Origin of the sequence: Microcoleus sp. CAWBG640, assembly GCF_020883015.1 — a bacterium.
Taxonomy (GTDB): domain Bacteria; phylum Cyanobacteriota; class Cyanobacteriia; order Cyanobacteriales; family Microcoleaceae; genus Microcoleus; species Microcoleus anatoxicus.
In genome coordinates, this window is sequence record NZ_JAHRFC010000153.1 from 1 (window position 1) to 6,602 (window position 6,602).

The window sequence follows — 6,602 nt, forward strand, 5'->3', positions numbered from 1 at the left end:
TTTTCGGAGGCTACTCTCATGTACTCATAAGCATCTTCCATGAGCTGAGCGGTTTGCACGAGGTCGATGATGTGAACCCCGTTGCGCTCTGTAAAAATGTAGGGAGACATTTTCGGGTTCCACCGACGGGTTTGGTGTCCGAAGTGAACTCCTGACTCTAGCATTTGAGCCAAACTGACTACTGGCATGGTTTTTAACTCCTAATTCGGGTTAATCCTCCACCCGGTCGTATTTCTGAAGGTTTGCGCCTGAGAAACACCCGAAAACCCGGATGTGCGAATTTAAACAACTTTTCTAGCTTATCACAGTGTGTGCTAATTGGTTGGACAATTTTAGACATTTATTTAGATATCTTGTGAGAAAATTGCCCTGTTGCCACTGTCTGGCCTCTTCTACCTGAAATCTTGCACCATTTTTGAGAACAGGGGCGACGGCCCTTTCCACAAAGAGAGCTGCATTTTATCTGACTTTTGCACTATTGTTCAAAACAGGCTTTCCTATCTGTGGCACAAAAAAAGAGAGCCCATCTGCATTTGGCTCGATCGCCAATTTTGGTCCTGGCACTTGTCCCTCTTAACATAAGCAAAAATCCCTAATCTAATAACACCATGCCGATCGCCATTCTAGTTCTAGTGGAAGTTCTAATTGTCATCGCACTATCCAGACTTGTCGGTTTGGGATTCCGGTGGATCAAGCAACCTCAAGTCATTGGAGAAATCGTAGCAGGAATTATGCTCGGCCCGTCTCTGTTTGGTTTGGTTGCGCCAGATTTAGCAGCAGCAGTTTTTCCAGCCGAAGCCGTCCCGTTCCTGAACGTGCTATCAGAAATTGGGCTAATATTTTTCATGTTTTTGATTGGTTTGGAACTGAATCCCAAGTATCTCAAAAATAACTTAGACACCGCTATCTTGACTTCCCATGTCAGTATTTTAGTCCCATTTTCCCTGGGAAGTTTCCTAGCACTGCTCCTGTATCCGATTATCTCAAATAACAGCGTTTCATTTACTGCTTTTGCGCTGTTTTTGGGGGCGGCTATGTCAATTACAGCATTTCCGGTACTGGCCAGAATCATTACCGAACACAACTTGCAGAATACGAAATTGGGGACTCTGGCCCTGACTTGTGCGGCCGTGGACGATGTGACAGCTTGGTGCTTGTTAGCAGTGGCGATCGCGGTTACTCGCACTAACTCAATGGTTGGCGCTTTGCCGACAATTTTTGAAGCCTTAATTTATATCACTTTCATGCTCACAGTAGTCCGCTGGTTCTTGCAGCGGCTTTCCAAGCACTACAATCGTACAGGCAGACTAACTCAGTTAGTATTGGCCGGAATTTATATGGGAGTTGTAGCATCAGCCCTAATTACTGAATGGATTGGCATTCACTTAATTTTCGGTGCATTTTTGCTGGGCGCAGCTATGCCAAAAAATGCGGGATTAACCAGAGAATTAGCTCAAAAAACCGAAGATTTTGTCCTGATATTTCTGCTGCCAGTATTTTTTGCTTACAGCGGTTTACGCACAGAAATTGGTTTGCTCAATAGTCCAGAATTATGGTTGCTGTGCGCCGCAGTATTAGGAGTAGCAATTATTGGTAAATATGTCGGAACCTACGTGGCAGCTAGAGTGTGTGGCATCAATAACCGCGAAGCTTCTGCCCTGGGATGGATGATGAATACTAGGGGTTTGACTGAACTAATTGTGCTGAATATCGGTCTTTCTCTGGGGGTAATTTCGCCCATCTTATTTACGATGTTAGTGATTATGGCTTTAGTGACAACTTTTATGACTTCGCCACTATTGGAGTGGACTTATCCCAAACGGCTGATTCGGTTAGATATTTCAGAATTTAGTTCTGATGATTCAGAATTAGAAAATTCAGCAAGTGTGGCTAACAGCGAAGAAACTGATAAAAAATTGCTACCAACTTATCGAATTTTAGTACCAGTTGCTAATCCCAGCACCCAGAAAGGTTTGCTGCAACTAGCCGTAGCACTGGCGCAGTCGGCGGGTAGGGGTGGTAGCGATTTACAGTCGGCGGCGGTTCATCCTCTGAGTTTGATAGAATTAAGTGAGGATTATGCTTTTGGAAGTACCCCTGCGGAAGCCGATCGCATTATTCAAGAGCGACACTTGAAACTAGGAGAATTAATTGAGAGTTTGCAGCCTCCAGAAGCTCGACAATTGGTGCATCCGATTGTTCGTGTGACTAAGGATGTGGCGCGGGAAACTGCACAAATTGCCGAAATAGACCGGGCGGATTTAATCTTAGTAGGATGGCACAGACCTACTTTTAGTAGTAACCGTTTGGGAGGGCGTGTCGGTCAAATCCTCAGCACTGCTAAAGTCGATGTAGCAATTTTTGTAGATAGAGGGCGGGAACGGTTGAATAATTTGTTAGTGCCTTATGCTGCGAATATTCACGATGATTTGGGATTAGAATTGGCGCTGAGACTGTTAGTTAATAGTGAAGAGCGGCGTTTGACGGTATTGCGGGTGGCTACTGATGGTGAATCTGAAAATGAGCTTAGTTATGAGTTTAGGCGAGTAATTGAGCAGTTGCCGCTGGAGGTGCAGTCACGGGTTGAAACTCCGCTTGTGGAGGCTGCGGAGCCAATTCAAGCGGTGATTGCGGCTTCGGCTCATGCTGATTTGACAATTGCGGGTACGAGTCGGGAGTGGGGAATTGAGCGTCAAACTTTGGGGCAGTATACTGATGAATTGGCTGTTCAGTGTCATTCTTCGTTGCTGATTGCGCGGTGTTACGTTAAAGTGCGATCGCATTTGGCTTCGGTACTTCCTCAAAGGTAGTTAGTTGACAGTTGACAGTTGACAGTTGACAGTTGGCTGTTGACTGTTAACTGCGTCGCCCTGAGCCCTTCGGCTACGCTCAGGATAAACGCAGTCGTTGGGTTGACTGTTAACTGTTCCGAAAGCAGTTGTTACGTTACCTATTACCTATTACCAATGCCCAATGCTCTTCGGCCCAATGCCCAATGCTCTTCGGCCCAATTCCCCATACCCAATTCCTAATTCCCAATTCCCCAAATAAATTATGAGTCATTTCAACATCAAAACATTGACATTTTACGGGATTGCGATCGGTTCTGTGACATTGCTATTTAAAGTAGTAACTGCCTACGGAGAAACTAATTTGAAAGCGGCTCCTGCTATTGCGGGGAGTTATAGCTTTGATGCAAAAAATTTGCCCGAATGTCTCAAATCAGATGATTTGGTATTGACAATTGAGCAATCTGGTGTTTATCTAAGTGGTAATTTGAAGTCAAATAACAATTCTGTCGATCGCCAAAAAACTAATCCTGAGAAACCAACTCTAGCTGGCAAGTGGGAAAATCAAGGATTGAGTTTGTCCGGTGCGGTTCCCAATTTAACCGGTTGTGGCAAGTCCACAGGCGACGGTAGTCAAAACAGTTTGGTGAAACTGCGAGGAGTTGTGGAGGGAGAAAGCCTGAAAGGAAAAATTAGTCTGGTTGAAAATGCAGTGGCTACTGATTTTATGGCCCAAAAGGTGAAGAAAAGAGAGCAGCAACCAGAACAAGGACATTGATTTGAGTGCCTGTTGCCCCATTTTCCTAGTCCCTAATCCTGGGAGCATGGAAGTCTGGGAGTCGATCGCCGTGACCAGTTGCTGCTAGATTGAAAACATTGATAAAAATAAAGTATCTCATAGGAGTCCTGAGTTGAGAATTTCTCATGCCAGAGACCCCGCGTCCCCGTATAGTTTGTTTGGAATAGATGTTGCCGTGATCGTAATGCCGTCAGAAACTTCGCTTGCCGAGTCAAACCCGTTGATTTTAGACAGTTTGCCAGATTTGTCGCCCTCCGATGGCGGATGTCCACGCCGCGCCAGATTGCAAATTGACCTGATGTTATTGGCGATCGAAGCCTTGTATCTCGGAGGTGCGGAAGAAATGCTGGCAGTCTCAAGAGAACTGGAATTGGCAGGAATTATCAAAAATCGGGTTGCCCTGTGGCTGCTGCGTAATACTAACCCCCTGCGTCGCTATACCCAACGTCGCGCCCTCACGGTGCTCGAAGCAAAAGCGCTGGTGGCGATCGCCTGCAATTTGGCGCGCAAGCTAACAGCCACAATTCGCCAGTTGCTGCTAGACTCCCAACAGTTGCGCTCCAGAAATATCCCATTTAACGAGCACTTACCGTTGGCGGAGTATTTAGAACGGTTTCGAGCTCACTTTCGATCGCGCATGAACCCCAAGCGATCGCTAGTGGCAGCTTACGACTCCGACGAAAAGCTGGACGAACTAGCTTTGAACTTGTTGAGCAAACTGCTATTTTGTACTGGTACAGCCGGAATGCAGAGGTTTTGGGTGAGTCTGTTTGATGGAGAAGTTGAGTAATGACTATTAGGCGTCAGTACAGTTTGCCAAATTGCACCCTAGTTCTAGAAGGGTTGAGCGATGGCTCAGTGGCAAGCCAGTTAGAAATACGGCCGGTGCTTTCGATACTAATGAGCGCGGAATGCTATTTGAGCGGTCTCACCGAGCCCCTAACGGGGGGACGGGATTTTTTTGAAAGCTTGGTGAGGGTTGTCAGCGGCTACGCCCAAGAATTCATGAGCGGAGTCCATTATCCCGATCGCTATGACCCTGATTCAGCCCTGGTGCAGTTGCACAGAATTGACGGCAATTTGCATAGATTGACCATTCTAGCAGGCGCATCGGACAGCGGAACCCAAATCGATCAAAAAACACAACCCTCTGCTGAAATCGATTTAACCACGGTGCAGCTATTTGATTTGGTAGAGGCGATCGACCAATTTTTTGCCGACACCCAGACACTGCCAGAGTTATCGCTGCAATTAACCCCTGTTTCCAAGCGCTATATCAAATCAGCAGAACCGGTAGCGCAGCGGGTGTTACCTGCGGCGGTAGGGGTGTCAAGTTTGGCTTTAGCTGCGATGGCATTTTTCTTTGTACCACTGCCAGAAGTCCAACGCCCCAGAGAGCCCGTGCGTCAATCCAATGCTACGGGCCAGAATATCGGCACGCCGAATCCGGGTGCGGGGACACCCAATCCCAATCCCACACCCGCAGCAGAGGGTTTGCTACCAGACGATCGTACTCAGTCAGCTATATCGCCGTCCCCAAGTCCGAGTCAAACTCCGGGTGAAACACCAAGCCCAACTGCCAGTCCCATTTCTGCTGCTAATGCTTCGCCATCCGTTACTCCCACACCTGTTGCTGAAGGTTTGCAGGAGGCGGCGGTGGGAGTTCCGATTACCGATCGGGCAAAAATTGAGCTGTTGAATGGCAAACTGAGGGAGGAAATTGACGGAGTTTTGAAAACGAAGGCACCTGTGGAACGGGAGTTGGTTTATCGGGTGAGTGTGGCTACCGACGGTGCGATCGTCGGTTACAAATTACAGAATTCTCAAACAGTGGATGGAATGGGCGAAGCGCTATTTTCTGAGTTGCTTTACAAGCCTGTCGGCACCAGGCCACCTGCGGAACCGCTGGCTGATTTCCGGGTAGTTTTGGTACCGGGTAGCACTGTTCAAGTCAGTCCTTGGTAGGCAGGGTGCTTTCATTCTCGGTAGGGGCCGTGCCAAAAGCGCCGGCCCAGAGGGCCATAAACTCAAACAGCCAAAAACCTTTGAACTACTTCATCGCTAAGTTCGCTAGTATTTCCCGATGCCACAATACCACCTTTTTGCATTGCATAATACCAGTCAGCTTGCCTCACAAAATGCAAATGCTGTTCCACCAACAAAACTGAAATGCCCCTAGCCGCCACCACGCGACGTACCGCAGCTTCTATGTCTAAAATAATAGATGGTTGAATTCCTTCTGTTGGTTCATCTAAAACCAGCAACTGTGGCTCTCCCATCAAAGCTCTCGCAATCGCCAATTGTTGCTGCTGTCCCCCACTCAAATCACCACCTAGGCGATCGAGCATAGTTTTCAGCACCGGAAATAAATCAAATATTTCATCAGGAACTTCAGGATTTTTAGTCCTAGTGGATTTCGCTTCCAAACCTAACAAGAGATTTTCCTTGACAGTTAAGCGGGGAATAATTTCTCGTCCTTGAGGTACATAACCAATACCCATTTTCGCCCGCTGGTGAGTCAACTTAGAAACAATAGATTGGCCACCAAAGTTAATAGTGCCACTGCGAGGTTGCAGCAAACCCATTAAAGTTTTTAGCATAGTAGTTTTGCCCACACCATTACGGCCGATTAAGCAAACCATTTGCCCAGCTTTGACACTTAAATCGACATCGCGGAGGATGTGACTTTCACCATAGTATACATTTAAATTAGAAACTTGTAGCATAGGGTTATTTGTTATTTGTGATTTGTTAGTTGCTACTGACAACTGATATCGTTGACTGTTGTATTGGAATGATTTAACCGCGAAGGCGCTCATGACGCGAAGGAAGAGAAGAGAGAGTTTAATACAGGACGATGCTACCGAATTTGATATGATATCAATTCCTGTTGTATTGGAATGATTTAACCGCGAAGGCGCTCATGACGCGAAGGAAGAGAAGAGAGAGTTTAATACAGGACGATGCTACCGAATTTGATATGATATCAATTCCTGTTGTATTGGAATGATTTA

General features: G+C 46.7%; 6 protein-coding genes. 4 read left to right on the top strand and 2 right to left on the bottom strand.

Annotated elements, in window-relative coordinates; translation table 11 throughout:
• A partial coding sequence (gene rpsB, locus AAFP11_RS29250) for a 30S ribosomal protein S2 (RefSeq protein WP_341740171.1) occupies positions 1-188 on the bottom strand: 188 nt, incomplete at its 3' end.
• Positions 189-608: 420 nt separating this feature from the next.
• Here rpsB and AAFP11_RS29255 point away from each other — a divergent pair.
• The 4 genes from AAFP11_RS29255 to AAFP11_RS29270 all read left to right on the top strand — a co-directional run bounded on the left by AAFP11_RS29255 (position 609) and on the right by AAFP11_RS29270 (position 5,553).
• Positions 609-2,810, top strand: coding sequence for a cation:proton antiporter (locus tag AAFP11_RS29255; RefSeq protein ID WP_341740172.1), 2,202 nt, complete (start codon positions 609-611; stop codon positions 2,808-2,810).
• Between the two features lie 244 nt (positions 2,811-3,054).
• Positions 3,055-3,567 carry a hypothetical protein gene (locus AAFP11_RS29260; RefSeq protein WP_341740173.1) on the top strand — a complete coding sequence of 171 codons (513 nt, stop codon included), beginning with the start codon at positions 3,055-3,057 and terminating at the stop codon, positions 3,565-3,567.
• A gap of 205 nt (positions 3,568-3,772) precedes the next feature.
• The gene (locus AAFP11_RS29265; protein WP_341740174.1) at positions 3,773-4,378 is read left to right on the top strand and encodes a DUF3038 domain-containing protein; all 606 of its coding nucleotides are present in this window, start codon (positions 3,773-3,775) and stop codon (positions 4,376-4,378) included.
• A complete protein-coding gene (locus AAFP11_RS29270; protein WP_341740175.1) occupies positions 4,378-5,553 on the top strand; it encodes a DUF4335 domain-containing protein in 1,176 nt (391 codons plus the stop codon). Before AAFP11_RS29265 ends, AAFP11_RS29270 begins: the two co-directional genes overlap by 1 nt.
• 62 nt (positions 5,554-5,615) lie before the next feature.
• On the opposite strand, the gene urtE is transcribed toward AAFP11_RS29270, so the two are convergent.
• Positions 5,616-6,314 (bottom strand): urea ABC transporter ATP-binding subunit UrtE, encoded by a 699-nt coding sequence (urtE, locus tag AAFP11_RS29275; protein WP_340518013.1) that lies wholly within the window; start codon positions 6,312-6,314, stop codon positions 5,616-5,618.
• Between the last annotated feature and the right edge of the window lie 288 nt (positions 6,315-6,602).